The sequence below is a fragment of the Paenarthrobacter sp. NPDC089322 genome, assembly GCF_040684895.1.
In the GTDB taxonomy this organism is placed as follows: Bacteria; Actinomycetota; Actinomycetes; order Actinomycetales; family Micrococcaceae; genus Arthrobacter.
On the sequence record NZ_JBFBGW010000034.1, the window covers coordinates 1 to 13,684 of the forward strand.

A 13,684-nucleotide genomic window follows, 5' to 3' on the forward strand; every position below is an offset into this window, starting at 1 on the left:
ATCCCCTGGTACACACCACCACCCCACATCGACCCCACCCAAACACCCCGACGCAACCACCACCACACACCACAACGCACCTAAACACCCCGCCCGACGGGATTGTCCGGGTGCGCCCGGAACAGGCGTCTTCGGCTAACGGAATATTCAAAGAATGCAGAGACAACTCCACTGCGTTCGGGATCCAACCACGCCCAACACAGAAGAAGGCTGCACCGGAGCAAACCTCCGATACAGCCTTCCTTCAGACCATCTGCGGGCTAGAAACGATCTCCGGGACTGGAACGCCCCGCGGCACCGCCTGCGGGCCTACCGCGCCACTACCGCGACGTCGGCCAGCCCGTGTACGACTCCGCGAGGTAGGCTTTCGCGTGCTCGGACGTGACCACGGAGTGCAGTTCGCCCAGCTGACGGGCACGGTCGAAGTCATCGGCCCCAGGCACCGTATGCAGCATGGACGTCATCCAGTAGGAGAAATGCTGGGCTTTCCACACGCGGTCCAGGGCACGGTCGCTATAGGAGTCGAGTAAGCCACTGGAGCCGTTGGAGTAGAACGAGTCGAGGCCTTCGAAGAGCACCTTGACGTCGTGGATGGCCAGGTTGAGGCCCTTGGCCCCCGTCGGCGGGACGGTGTGCGCCGCGTCGCCGGCGAGGAAAAGGTTGCCGTGGCGCATGGGAGTGTGGACGAAGCTGCGGAACGGCAACACCATCTTCTCCAGGACCGGGCCTTCCTTAAGCTCAAAACCGTTGCCGTTCACGCGCTTCCGGAACTCAGACCAGATGCGTTCGTCGTCCCAGTCCGCTACGTTCTCCTTCGGGTCGCACTGGAAGTACATGCGCTGGACGGTCTCGGTGCGCTGGCTGATCAGGGCGAAGCCGTCCTTGGAGTTGGCGTAGATCAGTTCGTCGGAACTGCGCGGAGCCTGAGCAAGAATCCCGAACCACGCGAACGGGTATTCGTGGAAGAACCACTTGCGGTTGGCCTCGGGAATCTGGAAACGGCAGTGGCTACGGGAACCATCGGCGCCAACGAGGAAGTCAGCCTGGATCTCGAACTCCTGGCCTTCGGCGTCGGTGAACCAGACCTTGGGCTTGCCCTGGAGGTCGTGAACGGTGGTATCTGTAACGCTGTACCGGACGTCGCCGCCGTCGGCTTCCCTGCGAGCGGCAAGGTCCATGAAGACGTCGGTCTGCGGGTAAAGCCACACCGATTCCCCCACGAGTTCCTTGAAATTGATGCGGTGACTCTCGCCGTTGAAACGCAGCTCGATGCCATCGTGCCGATCCCCTTCGCGCAGCACCCGGTCGGATACCCCGGAGTCCACCAACAGGTTGACGGTACCGTGCTCCAGAATGCCTGCCCTGACGGTCTCCTGAATCTCTTTGCGGCTGCGGATCTCCACCACAACCGATTCGATGCCTTGCCGGGCCAGCAAGTGGGAGAGCATGAGCCCGGCGGGGCCCGCACCCATGATGGCGACCTGGGTGGTGAGAGTTGTACGTGCCATGTGTTCCTCGCTTCGTTGCGATCCCTGCCTGCATAAAGCGGGATGAGTCTGGAAACAGTGTGGCGCGGACGGCGTGACTGACGTTACATGGATTCCATTGAACGGAAGTTGTTATTCAGAGAGTTGTCGACCGATTCCCCGCGCGGCCGTCTGAAGCGCTGGCACCAAGGCCTGGAGCCGCATCTCCGCGAGCGGAACCACGACGCCCAGGGCGGCGACCGTTCGCCGCTTGCCGTCAGCCACAGGCACGGCGATTCCCCACGTATCCGGATCGACGACGCCTGCCAGTTGGGCGTAGCCCTGCTGGGCGGCTTCAGCCAGCAGGTGGCGTACGACGTCGGCGGTCACCTTCCCGGACGGATCATGGAACTGCTTGAGGTACTCCGCCTGAAGATCGCGGGGCTGGTTTGCCATCAACGCGAGCCCCACCGAAGAAATGTGGACTGGCATACGTCCGGCGATACGGGCACGGTTCGCCACGGACCCACGCCGTGAGAGCCGCTCCACAAAAAGCGCCTCCCATCCGTCGAGCACAGCAAGGTTGACGTTTTGGTTGAGTACCTGCTGAATGTCTTCCATGAAGGGCATCGCAGCCTGACGCAGCATGAGGGTGGGCGAATTCCGGTTCACGAGTTCCCACAGGCGGAGGCCCAGACGGACAGTGCCGCCCGCTCCCAGATCGAGCAACCCGTGCCCCGAGAGTTGCCGGACCAGGCGATGGGCCGAAGACAACGGCAACCCCGCCCTATCCGCAAGCTCCGACAGCTGAAGCGTGGCCACGCCCTCGGGAAATGCCTCGATGACCCTGACCACCCGGTCCACCACGGAATCCCCTGAGGCAGAATTGGCCACGATATGCTCCTTTCCGCAGAGCTCCCCGTTCGGAGTAATTCCGTTCAATGGTAGAACGTGCGGTAGATAACACCAGCCGGTGATACAACTCTCATAGTCCGCCAGCCATCCCGGCAGGCGGCCCTCCACGCACCAAGCCGCAAAAGTACCGAGGACTCTATGCCAACGATGTCATCTGCCCGCCGCTCACAATGGCCTGTCTGGCTCTGCTGGCTAGCCATGGTCCTGGACGGTTTCGACCTCGTGGTCCTGGGCACCGTCATCCCAACACTCATTAAGACCGGAGACCTTGGCTTCGACGCCGTGGGAGCCACCTTCGCGGCCACGATTTCGTTGGTGGGCGTAGGTCTCGGCGCGCTTTTCATCGCCCCGCTCTCCGACAAGTTCGGCCGTCGGAAACTCCTCATCGCCTGTGTAGCCGGCTTCTCGCTCTTCACCATCGCGATCGCTTTCGCCCCGAACGTGGCCGTTTTCTCGGCCCTGCGCATGTTGGCTGGCCTCGGTCTGGGCGCGTGCCTTCCCGCAGCCCTCGCGTACATGAACGACTACGCTCCTGCAGGATCGGCCGGCAAATCCACCACGCGGACCATGACCGGCTACCACGTGGGCGCGGTATCCACTGCGTTCCTTGCCATCCTCGTCGTTCCTAACTGGCGGCTCATGTTCATCGTCGGCGGCGTGGCCGGACTCGTGCTCCTGCCTTTCCTTTGGGCCAAGCTGCCGGAATCCCTTCCCGAAACGACGGCGACAACATCGCCCAAGACGACTGCCGCCGTCGGGCGTTCCACCGAGGCAGCACCCAAGACCGGGTTCCGGGACCTGCTGCAGAAGCCGTACCCGTTGGTGGCCGTGGGCATCGGCATAGCGTCATTCATGGGACTGCTGCTGGTTTATGGCCTGAACACGTGGCTTCCGCAACTGATGGCCGCGGCAGGGTACACGGTGAGCACTGGCCTGACGCTGCTTTTGGTGCTCAATCTCGGCGCTGTGGCAGGGCTCGTACTGGCGGGAATCCTTGCAGACCGCCACGGCACCAAGAAGATCGTGCTCCTGTGGTTCGGGCTTTCAGCAGTGTTCCTGGCCGTTCTCAGCGTGAAGATCCAGAACGAACTGCTCCTCAACGCTGCTGTGTTCGTCACCGGCGTCTTCGTCTTCAGCTCCCAGGTATTGGTGTACGCCTGGGTGAGCCAGCTCTTCCCGGCCAGGCTCCGCGGAACAGCCCTTGGGTTTGCGGCCGGAGTGGGAAGGCTTGGCGCTATTGTCGGACCGGCGGTCACGGGAACACTGGTGGCTGCCAATATCGCCTATCCCGCCGGCTTCTACGTGTTTGCTGCCGCAGGTTTGCTGGCGGTGGCCGCACTGTTCCTGGTGCCGCATCAGGTCAAAACCCCTTACGCAGTCGTGCCGGCGGGAGAACGGTAACCGCCGGCACGACGCCTTATGCGTCCATGGAATGGGTGCCGCTACCCAGGGATTCGCAGGCCTGGTTGAGGAGCTGCGGGCCGGCGGCAATACACCGTTCACCGTAGACTTGCAGCGCGGGAAGGGCCTGCGCGACGAACCCCATGTGATGGTCCCGGATCATCAGTTCAAGTTCGCGGCACTGGTGTTCGGTTTCCAGCGCGCCAACCATCGCCGACGAGACTTTCAGGCTCAGGACTGCGGTCATCGTCGCGTCTTCGTCCTCTTCCTTGAGACCGTTCCAGATGCTCATGATCCGTCCAGGCAACATCGAAAGATACGTGGAACACAAGCGCAATACGGGCTGAATGTCACCCAATTGCTCGGCCAGCGCCTGCAACCTCCGGATTTCAAAGGTCGGGGTGTCGGGAGAAACCTGCGTGCAGCCATGCGCAGCCTGGACTGGGTATTCACGCACGGGTTACCTCCCGCGCCGCGCCGACACCGGGGACGATAAGTGCCGCTGCGGTCTGCTTCACAGCGGCGGCCTGGGTGGAGATGACGGAAGAACGCCGGACGTGATGAGCGGTTCCGCTGATGTTGGTCAATGCGCTCATCGTCCTGGCGTTCCTTCCATGTGGGTATACCGGCGGGCCTGATCGGGCAGGGGGGACGCCCGACCAGGCCCGGCGGGGCTTGGGGTAGTTCTGACTGACAACAATTACTTTGCCGGGAGTGGATCAAGAACCCACCCTGCAATTCATCAACAGTTGCTCAGGAACTCCTCAAGACACCCTCGCATGCACAAACCGCCGTTACGTAGGCAGCCCGCTAGCGGTGCAGCAGCCCCAGAATCGGCAGGGCGACTGCCGTCGAAACCGCCATGGAGGCCGTATTGCCGATCACGGGATGAAAGCCCGCTGGAAGCCGAGCCGAGATGGCCCGGGCCAAAGGCGGGGCGAGAAGCGCGCCCAGCAAGGCGCCACCGAGGATGCTCTGCCACGAACCGTCGAACGCCAACACCGCCGCCGGCGCAACGGACACCACCGGGGCGTACGTGGCCGCCCACCCGTCGCCCCGGTACCAATGACGCCACAACACGACGCCGACGGCAGAGGTCAACACTTGCGAAAACAGGATGTGGGGCACCAGTCCCGAACCGTAAGCGGGTACGGCCGGGTTGAGGAGGCATGCCAAGGAAACCCCCGCAATGACTCCGATGCTCGCCATTTCATTGGCGAAGAAGTGGGTCTCCGTAAAGTCCTTGAGGACCCGGCGTGCCGCCCAGGCGGCGTCCTTGGCAGTTTGATTAAGGCCCGACGGCTGGCCGGGTTGCGCGTGCAGGCTGGACGCACGAGGACCAGGTTGATGTAAGTCAAGCCACGGGATCCTGCGGGCCACCGCGAAAGAGACCACCGACCCAAGGGACATCGCCAGCACGCAGGCAACCACCGGCGGCAGACCCAGAGGCGCAGAGACCGTGGGAATCAGCAGCAGTGCCAACGGCGTAGTGGTTCCGGCACCGAGGATCGCGGCAGTCAGGGCCGTACGCCACCCGCGACCGTACATGAGAACCATGGCGGGAGCCACGCACACGAAGGGCACGAACGTGGGCTGCCACCCGTCGTCGAGCATCCAGCCGAAGGCGAGGTTGGACAGCAGCAAGCTCAAGGCAGCGGACGTCAAAACCCACGGCCACAATCCGGTACCGTAGCTCAGCTCGCTCCAACTGTTTCTTCGCCTCCGGCCAGTCCACCAAGCCAAGGCAGCCCCAACGATCAGGCCGCAGGCAGCGAGCTCGGACTTGTAGAAGAGAGGCTCGGTCATGTCGCCGAAGAACCACCTCACTGGGGCCAATGGCGTGCCTTCAGTGGTGGCAACCCAGCCGTCAAAGAGGGAGCCCACCAACGCCGGAAGACTCATCACCATGTGGAGGATGAGCGACAAGGCCCCCACAATTCCCACCAAGCCGAAAGCCCCCAGGGCGGTTCCGAGGAATGCCCTTTCGGCCGGACCCGGACAGTCATTGATAGGCCGGTTATCAGGCGAATCCTGGCGGGCCGGGGAGAGCATCATTGGTAACCCTTAGCTGCGAACGAGGCGTAACTCGGAGCAGCGTAACTGAGCAGCCGCGTGGTCTCACAGCCGGGCCCATATGGGGGATTTGTGACTGTAACCTTGACTGGGACCTTGACGCTAACGTTCCCGCAAGAGAACGTTAGCGCATGAGCTTTCTTACCACCGGGCAAGCTGCCAGGAAACTCGGCGTGACGCAGGTGGCTGTGCGCAAATTGATCGGCACCGGCCAGTTGGTGCAATCCGGCTCCGCCGGACGGGCGATCCTGCTGGACGCCCATTCCGTGGACCAGCTTGCACGCTTGGGCACCAGGCATGGCAGACCATGGACGGAAGCCAACGCCTGGGCAGCCTTGGCACTGCTCTCCGGCCTCTCGAGAGTGCAGTGGGTCAGTTCCTCGGAGGCGTCACGTCTGCGGCGAAAGCTGGGCGCTACGCAGGTCAGTGAACTCGCGATCCTTGCGCGTAAACGTGCTCGGACGCATCGATTCAGGGGCACCGCGGACGTTATTGAGCGACTTCGCGAGCACGTGCTCGCAACTGGCGTGTCCGCCATGGCCGATGACGCCATCGCCCACCGCTTTGAACTGGCCGGCAGCCGGGGAACCGCGGACGGCTACGTCATGTTTGACGACGCCGATGCACTTAAGGAGGCGTATGGATTGATTGATGATCCGGAGGGCAACGTCATATTGAGGGAAGTCACCACAAGCAGCGCCTTCGCGGATGGCGTCCCGTTGGCTGCGGTTGCTTTGGACTTACTGGAATCTCCTGCTACCCGGGAACGCGCCGCCGGTCGTCGCGTTCTTGAGGAACTGCTGGGTGGAAGAAGATCGGCCTGATGTCCCTGAACGACCTCTTTGGAATGCACCTACGCCGTTGGGCGGCTGGACCCGCCCTTGGCCGCAATGCGCCGAACTAGCCCGCGCCTTACCTGCAACCCAATGGACCTTGGTCGGCGGCCTTATGGTCCAACTGCATTCGGTAGTAGCGGGACTAAGCGTTTCCCGCCCCACGGCAGACGTTTCGCGCACTCGCCGACCCCGGGCATCAGTCGTGGAGGGTGCTGGACCGCGAGGACAGGGCGAGAGCCATCAGCAACCTGGCGGTACTATGCGCAAATCCGGACCGGCTCCCCATCAAACGCCTGGGTAGCTAATCGCCAGCAGCCCTTCTATTTCGCGTGCGGGAACCCCCGACATCCGTGCAAGCTCGCGCGGTTCCACTCCGGATTCCACAGCTTTGCGGAATGCCAATTCCAGGGTGCCTTGGGCCACGGCCAGCTCACGCTGCAGGCCTTGCCTCCTGACGGCCGCCAGCCAGACACTACTGACCGGATCCAAGGCGTCCATGTCCATCCGGAAACCGCAGTCACAGGCCCACTCGGGCCAAACGGGTTCCACGGTGATCCATTGCATGGAGTCGTCGGCGGGGCCGGCAGAAATCGCCATGTTGGCACCGCAGTGCACGGGCCCCGCAGGAATGAGCTCATGTGCTGCGATGGTGCAGTCGCCGGCCGGAGTTAGATCGCCGGTCAGCGCGGAGTCGACGGCGGGGACTTGTTCTCGGCTCAGGACCAGTTCGCCATTCCCGCCTCCCGGAACGGCCACTTTCACCGGGAGAACCCCTGTTTCTTCAGCTACTGGCTTGGAGCTTTCTTCACGCAGTGCGACCGTCATCGTCTCTCCCACAATTAGTTCCATAAGTAGCTTGTTTATCTAGTTATATGTGTACTTATGAGTTTGTGTCCAACGGAGGGGGTGTCATACCGAGGGTCTCGGCCTACCGGGGGCGTGGCCAGCGAGCTAAACAGAACGCCCGGCACTCATACGACGCCAAAGAACCGGGGCCACAACCACTGCAACACCGATGACGGCTCCGATCACCGTCTCGACGATACGATCGCGCAGCAGCAGTCCAGGGTCCACCGGCGCAGCCAGCAAGGTGGCGATCAAGGCCAATGGTGTAACGAAAACCTGCGCAACCAAGTACTGCCGGGCGATGAACATTTCTGCGCCGAACTGGCAGGCGGCAATGACCAGGACCATCGCCCACGGAGCGGGATTGAGCCACAGAATGCCGGCAAGCAGCACCAACCCGATCACCGTTCCGGCAATTCTCTGGATCCCGCGGCTCACGCGGTGCCGAGTCGAGTGACCCACCAACGGAACCACGGCAGCCACCATCGCCCAGTACGTGTGGCCAAAACCGAGCCGTTCACCGACCACAGTGGCGATGGTTCCGGCCAGCCCGGCCGCTACCAGATAGCCGGCGCCTTCCAGCCACATCGCCCGTCGCTCAGGAGATGTGTGCCGGATGGGTGGCGGTCGCTTCCACGGTGTCCGGTGACTCTTGAGCACGCGCGAGGACATGCCAACCACCAGGCAGAAAGCCGTGGTCAGGACCGTAACCAGCATCGCCTCCCATAACGGCGGCTGTGCAGCAATGGAGGCGATCGCAGCGAAGGCGAAAATATGAAAGAGGGAGCCTCCCGGACGGAGTCGCCACGCGGCCACCACCACGGAACAAATGCCGGCAACAAGAGTCGTGGCCGCGGTGAGGAACCAGGAATACTCTGCTCCACCGATCCCCCAAGCTTGCGCGACCCTGGCTGTCAGCGTTGCGAAGAGGATCACCAAAAGCATGAAGCCGCCGGCCCGCAATTGGCTCCGGAAGCGGAGACTGTGCGGCTCGTTGCGCCCATAAATGCCCGTGAACGCCCCGAATGAGGCGAACACCGCCAGATCAAGCCGCCCGATCAAGGTCAGGGTGATCAGCGGAACAAATACACCTACTGCGCAGCGGAGGGCGGGATGGTGGTCCTTGTTGCCCGGACCCATCGTGAAGATTTCCGCTACAGCCTTCAAGGGGCGGCTCGCCTTTCGTCGCAGGATCAAACGTACGACGGCGGCACTGGCGTCCGGTTCCAAGGTTACGCTCCGGCCGTTGGACTACTCCGGGTTTGTGTACAGATAGTGCCCTAAAACACGCCCCAGACAGGGCATTAGCTGTACACAAACCCGGGGGCTAGAAGCGGGACGGTGCTCCCTGGGCGGAAGCTGTCGCGAGGGGGTTGCCGGCCACGTCCGTCAGTCCGGACGCCGGGGTGTAGCTGGGGAACACCGTAGTGGACTGCACCGTGGCTCCGCCCGCTGTGCCTGCCCCCAGCGTGATGGTGAGCGTTTTGGCCGTGGGGTTCCACTGCATGCTGGCGCCGCTGTTGTTCCCGCCGAAGGTCAGCGCCGAGGACGTGTAGTCCGCCCCGAGTGACACAGGACCCACCCGCAAGGTCTGGCAGCCTGCACCAGTGACCGTGAGTACGTCTGCTGCGCTGATGTTCACCACCACCGTGTTTGCTCCATTTCCGTTCTGCGTCTGCGTGGAGGTGCTGTTGTTCGTCCACGAACTGCAGATGGTGTTGGCGTTGAGTGGCTCAGAGAACGTGAGCGTCACCGAATCTCCACGTTCCACCTTGCCCACCGTGGTCCCACCGTTGCTGAGCTGAACCCCGGTGACCGTGGGAGCAGTGACGTCCTTGATGGACGTTGCAGTTCCAGCGGAGCCAGTGTTGCCAGCCGCGTCGGTTGCTTGTGCTGAGTACGTAATGGTGCCGGGCGTGAAGGCGCTGAGGTTCAACGCAGCTACCGTCCAAGCGCCGGAACCGTTGGCGGTGGCAGTCCTGGTGAGCGTCTGGCTGCCGGTGTCCGTAACGGTCAAGACAACGGTGGATCCTGCCTCTGCAGTTCCGCTTACCGGGACAGCGCTGATATTGCCGAGGTTCACGTAAGCAGGAGCAGTCACTACAGGCGCGGCCGGTGGGGACGAATCGATGACCGTCGCTGCGCTTCGGGCGCTTTCCACCCCTTGCCACAGCGAGAGCGACGGAGTGACCACGTAGTACCACGTGCCGGAGTTGACGCTGTCCACGCAGCTCAGGCCAGCGACGGTTCCCGCGCATGTACCGGCGGCGTCCACTTTGGTGCCGCCGGTCGCGCTGCTGTAGCGGGCGATGCTGTAGCCGGTGGCGGAACGTCCTGCCGCCGTCGAACTTGCCGCCCAAGTGACCGTGACGTCGCTGCCGGTCACGACCGTGGTTGGTGTGGCGCCCTGAGCGAGGGCGTCAGCCTTGGCCGCGCCGAAGTTGCTGCTGACCGAGCTCCAAAAGGCGCTGGCCGCGGGCCCGCCCCATGACACGAGAAGAACTCCGAGCACGATGACCAGAAGGCGATTCCACGGGCCCAGGCGCACGGGCGCAGCGGTGGGTTGACGATGCCGGCTCACTTCCGTACCTCCAAGGTGACGGGGATATCGAATTGGGCACCCTGGCACGCCGAGGGTGACGTCGTGCTCATGCTGGCAGCCTCCGGAAGTGTCAGCAGGATGGAGGTATTGGCCTGGATGATCACCGGCTCAAGCAACGTTGCGGGCGGTGTGAACGTGACGCCCGTGGGGCTGCAACCCGGGTGACCGGCGTCCGCTGTCACTGCTCCCGTGGTGGAGAACCCGTACACGGTGACGGCGTGGGCATTCGGGTTGGACGCGCGGAGGATGACGTCAGCGGTGCCTCCGGGAACGAGGCTGGTCTGCAGGGTGTCGCCCGGGACGAGTGCGTCCACCGTGACGGTCTGCATGGTTCCGTTGGCCGCAGATCCGCTGCCCACACCGGTGGTTGCCCAGTAGGCGTAGGCCGAGCCAACACCGCCGAGGAAGCACAGGGCCGCGGTGGTTGCTGCTGTCCGGGCGAGGCGGCCGTTGCGGATCGCCATATGCCGGCTGGTTGTCGTCGTCATGTCAGTCCGCCTGTCCCGTTCCCGTGTAGGTGAGGTGGAGGGCCGCGCCTTTGCAACCGTCCTGGAGCTGGGGGGTGTCCAGCATCCTGACCTGCGGCCATTTCGTCTGGGGCACTCCGAGCGACGAGAGCGAACTGGCGCCGGACGGAGCCGTCAACGGGTACGTTCCCGTGTACTGCGTGAGTTGATAATCGGCCGGTGTGCATGGAAGGTTCGCCGCGACCGCCGCCGGGGTGCGCACTACGCCACTGACGGCAACGGTCAGATTGGTCACGCCGATGTTCTTGCCGGCGGGGTTGGAGATCTGCAGGTTCAGGGGACGGGACACTCCCGGTGCGAGCAGCCCATCAACAGATCCCGAAACAGTGAAGGTCCGCTTGACCTCCTGGACATGAAGCTGTGCCGCAACAGCCTGGGACTGGATGCTGCCGCTGCTTGCTTTGACCGTGAGGTTGGCCTTACCGGCCGGGGTGGTAGGAGAAGTGGAAACGGAGAGGGTCACCTGCTTCGTGCTACCGGACGCCAAAACCACCGACGACGGCGACCATGCGGCTGCCGCTCCGACCGGAAGGCCTTCGACGGCGAACGTCACCATCCCGGCGAAGCCGTTGGTTGACGTCGCAGACACTGTGTAGCTGGCCCCCTGCCCTTGGTCAACGCTGCGGCTCGAGGGCGACAGCGACACCGTGATCCCCTTGACCTTGGCAGCGCCTGCCTGGCCGCCCTGCCCGCTCGCGGCGAGGGCCGTCACGGGAACCAACGCCACCATGATCGCAAGGAGCAGCGCGCGGAGGGGCACTGCAGCCCGATGGAATGGCGTAGTGCGCTCTGGCCGGTGGTCCATGGAAGCTCTTTTCGGACGGATGCGGAGTGCGGATAGGAAGACGGGTGATGTCCCGGTGCGTTGAAAGCGCAAGCCGGGGACCGCCGTCGAAGGGCAGTCCCCGGCTGTGTCAGAGCTACAGGCTGCTGACGTTGACGGTCACAGTTGCCGACTTGCAGGCATCCTGGTTGACCGTGGTGCTGTCGTTGAACTTCAGGACGCCGGAGCCCACGGAGGTGCCGGTGGAGTTGGCAGCCACAGGCGAGTTGCTGGTGACGGCAGTGACTTCGAACCACTCGGGAAGGCAAGCAGCCACGTTAGTGGCGACGTTTGCGCTGAGGGCTCCAACCACCGTGCTCGAGGTGGTGGAGTTGTCAGCCGTGTAGGCGACCGAAACTTCGTTGCCCGGGGCCAGGCCGGCGTCGAACGTGGCGTGCAGCGTGACAGTTCCCCCGCCGGCTGCGTTGGTGGCCGAGCCGTTGCCCGAACCCGTGGTGGTCCAGTAGGCGTAGGCCGCGCCGCCGCCGACTGCTACGAGTGCCACGCCTGCAACGGTGGCGGTGATCCGGCTCTTCTTGGAAAGCTTGCGCATGATAAGGCTCCTTAGTTGATCTACGTCGGGGAGCCGCATCGCAACCCCCAGCATCCGATCGTCTTCGTCGGATGAAGCGATGACCCCAATGTTTCAGTCCGCAAACCACCTGTGGCTACTCCCGGGTGTACGCAAGTTTTTCGCCCGACCAAAGGGTCGGGAATACGCTGGTCCGCTCGCCGAGTACTCAGTTTTTGAAAAGTGGACTACTTGCTTGGGTGCCGCCGACCGATGTCATCAGGCCAGGTTTGCAGGGGGTTTCGGGGAGCAGTTTTTCCTTGCCGGCGTTGGGATGCAGGGCATCCGGCACGTGCCCTGCCGGCCTGGCTGGAGACCTCCGGAGGTGTACTCAGTTTTACGGGCTGCCCTGCCCGGCCTTTGGCAGCCCTCCAAGGGCTTGTCCGTCACCGGCTCGCGCCGGGCTGCGTGAACATTGTGGCCGTCTTGAGCAAAAACTGCGCGGGCGTTCGAGGGTTTGTGGAGTGTTACGCGGACCCGGGAGGTCGGGCTGGTTTGCTTAAACCACGACGGCGGTGCGGTCACCTCGGAAGGCGACCGGACCGCCGTCGTACTACTGCTTGGGGTCTTGGACCAGGCGGTGGGTCAGCTGACTCCGTCCGTGAGCGGTTCCTGTTCCGGAAGTGCCTCAACCGAGTTGAAGGTGTAGAGCTGGATTCCTGCAATGCCTGGCCGGGCTGCGAGTTCATGGATGAGGGCATCCGGTGTGTAGCGTTCACCCATCAGGAGGCGCCTTGCGAGCGGCCCCTTGCGGCTGAGGAACTTCACCGAGGTGCCAACGCCGATTTTGGTGGCAAGTGAAATGAGCTTGGCTTTGGGGACAGCACCCGCGACGCCGGCAATCACCGGAAGGTTGACGCCTTCCCGGCGAAGCAGGGCGGCGTAGTCGTGGATGGCGTCGGCGGAAAAGCACATCTGCGTAATTACCCGGTTGGCCAGTTCTTGTTTCTCCAGCAAGGCGTCCACCAGCTGAAGGCCGCTGATGTTCGGGTGTCCTTCCGGGTAGCCCGCCACCCCTACACTCATGGTGCCACCGGTGATGTCGGCGATATCGCGCAGCAGTTCGAGGCCGGTCGTGTATGGGCCGGCAGCATGGGCCGCGTCGCCGCCGATGGCGAAAACTTCCGAGATACCGGCGGACTCACAATCCCGGAGAATGGCCGACAATTGTTCCCGGCCATCCACGCACTTCGCTGCGATATGCGGGATGGCGGTGAAGCCGAGCTCACTGAGCTTGAGGGCCGTCCGGACCGTGGGTTCCACTCCGTGATGCGGAAGGCACGTGATGCTGACTGTGGCATTCGCCGGGAGAACCCTGCTGATAGCGTCCACGATGCCGCTAGTAGGGATGATTTCAACTCGTGTCGGAAGCATAAGGGTCCTATGTTGAGGCGCTTGGAGTTCAGCCGTGGGCGGCGAGGATGGTGGAGGCTTCCTGGCGGGTGGTGCCGGAGGACTCGATGTGGGCCAGGGCTTCGGGGATGTCCCGGCCTTTCTTGCGCATCGCGGTGGCCCAGAGCCGGCCGGCCCGGTAGGAGGAACGCACCAGCGGCCCGGACATCACGCCCAGGAACCCGATCTCCTCGGCCTCGTGCTGGAGGTCCACGAATTCCTGGGGCTTGAC

General features: G+C 63.4%; 14 protein-coding genes and 1 pseudogene. 2 read left to right on the forward strand and 13 right to left on the reverse strand.

Annotated features, from left to right (window positions below; translation table 11 throughout):
- Positions 1–320: 320 nt before the first annotated feature.
- Together AB0N65_RS20270 and AB0N65_RS20275 are read right to left on the reverse strand one after the other, a co-directional pair.
- The gene (locus tag AB0N65_RS20270; RefSeq protein WP_364165955.1) at positions 321–1,508 is read right to left on the reverse strand and encodes a 4-hydroxybenzoate 3-monooxygenase; all 1,188 of its coding nucleotides are present in this window, start codon (positions 1,506–1,508) and stop codon (positions 321–323) included.
- A gap of 111 nt (positions 1,509–1,619) precedes the next feature.
- Positions 1,620–2,360: an IclR family transcriptional regulator gene (locus tag AB0N65_RS20275; protein ID WP_364165958.1), complete on the reverse strand. Its 741-nt coding sequence runs from the start codon at positions 2,358–2,360 to the stop codon at positions 1,620–1,622.
- Positions 2,361–2,519: 159 nt separating this feature from the next.
- On the opposite strand from AB0N65_RS20275, the gene AB0N65_RS20280 reads away from it, so the two are divergent.
- Positions 2,520–3,782: an aromatic acid/H+ symport family MFS transporter gene (locus AB0N65_RS20280; protein WP_364165961.1), complete on the forward strand. Its 1,263-nt coding sequence runs from the start codon at positions 2,520–2,522 to the stop codon at positions 3,780–3,782.
- Between the two features lie 16 nt (positions 3,783–3,798).
- On the opposite strand, the gene AB0N65_RS20285 is transcribed toward AB0N65_RS20280, so the two are convergent.
- The 3 genes from AB0N65_RS20285 to AB0N65_RS20295 form a co-directional block, all read right to left on the reverse strand.
- Positions 3,799–4,239, reverse strand: coding sequence for an Hpt domain-containing protein (locus AB0N65_RS20285; RefSeq protein WP_364165964.1), 441 nt, complete (start codon positions 4,237–4,239; stop codon positions 3,799–3,801).
- Positions 4,232–4,378 carry a hypothetical protein gene (locus AB0N65_RS20290; RefSeq protein ID WP_364165967.1) on the reverse strand — a complete coding sequence of 49 codons (147 nt, stop codon included), beginning with the start codon at positions 4,376–4,378 and terminating at the stop codon, positions 4,232–4,234. Before AB0N65_RS20290 ends, AB0N65_RS20285 begins: the two co-directional genes overlap by 8 nt.
- A gap of 214 nt (positions 4,379–4,592) precedes the next feature.
- The gene (locus AB0N65_RS20295; protein ID WP_364165970.1) at positions 4,593–5,837 is read right to left on the reverse strand and encodes a hypothetical protein; all 1,245 of its coding nucleotides are present in this window, start codon (positions 5,835–5,837) and stop codon (positions 4,593–4,595) included.
- A gap of 149 nt (positions 5,838–5,986) precedes the next feature.
- Between AB0N65_RS20295 and AB0N65_RS20300 the strand changes: the two genes are divergently transcribed.
- Positions 5,987–6,679 (forward strand): DNA-binding protein, encoded by a 693-nt coding sequence (locus AB0N65_RS20300; RefSeq protein ID WP_364165973.1) that lies wholly within the window; start codon positions 5,987–5,989, stop codon positions 6,677–6,679.
- A 297-nt stretch (positions 6,680–6,976) separates the two neighbouring features.
- On the opposite strand, the gene AB0N65_RS20305 is transcribed toward AB0N65_RS20300, so the two are convergent.
- The 8 genes and pseudogenes from AB0N65_RS20305 to AB0N65_RS20340 all read right to left on the reverse strand — a co-directional run.
- Entirely contained in the window at positions 6,977–7,516 is a 540-nt protein-coding gene (locus tag AB0N65_RS20305) for a hypothetical protein (RefSeq protein WP_364165976.1), read from the reverse strand.
- Positions 7,517–7,642: 126 nt separating this feature from the next.
- The gene (locus AB0N65_RS20310; protein ID WP_364165995.1) at positions 7,643–8,704 is read right to left on the reverse strand and encodes an FUSC family protein; all 1,062 of its coding nucleotides are present in this window, start codon (positions 8,702–8,704) and stop codon (positions 7,643–7,645) included.
- Between the two features lie 160 nt (positions 8,705–8,864).
- Positions 8,865–10,118: a hypothetical protein gene (locus tag AB0N65_RS20315; protein WP_364165979.1), complete on the reverse strand. Its 1,254-nt coding sequence runs from the start codon at positions 10,116–10,118 to the stop codon at positions 8,865–8,867.
- Positions 10,115–10,627 carry a hypothetical protein gene (locus AB0N65_RS20320; RefSeq protein WP_364165982.1) on the reverse strand — a complete coding sequence of 171 codons (513 nt, stop codon included), beginning with the start codon at positions 10,625–10,627 and terminating at the stop codon, positions 10,115–10,117. Before AB0N65_RS20320 ends, AB0N65_RS20315 begins: the two co-directional genes overlap by 4 nt.
- A 1-nt stretch (position 10,628) precedes the next feature.
- Entirely contained in the window at positions 10,629–11,471 is an 843-nt protein-coding gene (locus AB0N65_RS20325; RefSeq protein WP_364165986.1) for a hypothetical protein, read from the reverse strand.
- Positions 11,472–11,586: 115 nt separating this feature from the next.
- Complete coding sequence (locus AB0N65_RS20330) at positions 11,587–12,042, reverse strand: hypothetical protein (RefSeq protein ID WP_364165989.1); 456 nt, start codon at positions 12,040–12,042, stop codon at positions 11,587–11,589.
- A gap of 603 nt (positions 12,043–12,645) precedes the next feature.
- Positions 12,646–13,434, reverse strand: coding sequence for a methylenetetrahydrofolate reductase (locus AB0N65_RS20335; protein ID WP_364165992.1), 789 nt, complete (start codon positions 13,432–13,434; stop codon positions 12,646–12,648).
- A 28-nt stretch (positions 13,435–13,462) separates the two neighbouring features.
- Positions 13,463–13,684 (reverse strand): annotated as a pseudogene (locus AB0N65_RS20340) (lipoyl synthase); the annotation flags it as partial.

Bases quoted from the DNA above. Each gene is read 5' to 3' on its own strand.
- AB0N65_RS20295 (WP_364165970.1), bottom strand. From the start codon at position 5,837: ATGATGCTCTCCCCGGCCCGCCAGGATTCGCCTGATAACCGGCCTATC.
- AB0N65_RS20305 (WP_364165976.1), bottom strand. From the start codon at position 7,516: ATGACGGTCGCACTGCGTGAAGAAAGCTCCAAGCCAGTAGCTGAAGAA.
- AB0N65_RS20330 (WP_364165989.1), bottom strand. From the start codon at position 12,042: ATGCGCAAGCTTTCCAAGAAGAGCCGGATCACCGCCACCGTTGCAGGC.
- AB0N65_RS20325 (WP_364165986.1), bottom strand. From the start codon at position 11,471: ATGGACCACCGGCCAGAGCGCACTACGCCATTCCATCGGGCTGCAGTG.
- AB0N65_RS20290 (WP_364165967.1), bottom strand. From the start codon at position 4,378: ATGAGCGCATTGACCAACATCAGCGGAACCGCTCATCACGTCCGGCGT.
- AB0N65_RS20300 (WP_364165973.1), top strand. From the start codon at position 5,987: ATGAGCTTTCTTACCACCGGGCAAGCTGCCAGGAAACTCGGCGTGACG.
- AB0N65_RS20320 (WP_364165982.1), bottom strand. From the start codon at position 10,627: ATGACGACGACAACCAGCCGGCATATGGCGATCCGCAACGGCCGCCTC.
- AB0N65_RS20335 (WP_364165992.1), bottom strand. From the start codon at position 13,434: ATGCTTCCGACACGAGTTGAAATCATCCCTACTAGCGGCATCGTGGAC.
- AB0N65_RS20280 (WP_364165961.1), top strand. From the start codon at position 2,520: ATGCCAACGATGTCATCTGCCCGCCGCTCACAATGGCCTGTCTGGCTC.
- AB0N65_RS20270 (WP_364165955.1), bottom strand. From the start codon at position 1,508: ATGGCACGTACAACTCTCACCACCCAGGTCGCCATCATGGGTGCGGGC.